This window comes from Streptomyces sp. PH10-H1, assembly GCF_030063355.1.
GTDB lineage: Bacteria > Actinomycetota > Actinomycetes > Streptomycetales > Streptomycetaceae > Actinacidiphila.
In genome coordinates this window covers 1-630 of the sequence record NZ_JASISZ010000236.1, presented here as the reverse complement: position 1 = coordinate 630, position 630 = coordinate 1, and the positions used below count along the sequence as shown (strand labels likewise).

The window sequence follows — 630 nt, the reverse complement described above, 5'->3', positions numbered from 1 at the left end:
ACAAACTGGACCACGGGGCCTCTGCTCTCTCAGGAAGATCTTGGTCGATCCCCTGCATAGCAGAGGCCCCTCCTACATCTCTCCTACCCTTGACATCGCCAACGGGCCCTTAACTTCGTGGCATTGGTCGATCGACCTGGTCCGCTACCGCCTCTTCGGCAGCGACCTGCTTGGCTTGGAGACCGTGGCGTCCGTGAGCGGTGGGACACAGGCACCCCGGCGTGCGCGTCGGCAGGCGGTCGCACGGGCGGCAGCCGACGTCCCCGGTGCGTCGATGATCGAGGTGGCGAACGCGGTCGGTGAGGCGTTGTTCGGTCTCGGGGACGGCGTGAACTGCGTGGAGCGCAAGCAGTACCGGGCGTATCAGCGTCTGCGGAACTTCGCCTGCGTCTGTCCGCCTCAGCGGAGCAAGCTCCTGGTCTACCTGAAGGTTGACCCGAAGCACGTCGACCTCGTTCCCGGCTTCACCCGGGACGTGTCCGGGCTTGGCCACCACGGGACGGGTGAACCGTTCCGGGTTTGATCGAGGCTCGATCTTTTGGAAGGATCGAGTCCGTTATGGCGAAGCAATATCCGAAGGAGCTCAAGGAGCGGGCCGTGCGTCTGGTCCTGGAGACTCGTGATCAGTAC

Annotated in this window: 1 pseudogene; it reads left to right on the top strand. The window is 64.0% G+C overall.

From position 1 onward, the window contains the following. A pseudogene (locus QMK24_RS41390) lies at positions 1-523 on the top strand (DUF5655 domain-containing protein); the annotation flags it as partial. Between the last annotated feature and the right edge of the window lie 107 nt (positions 524-630).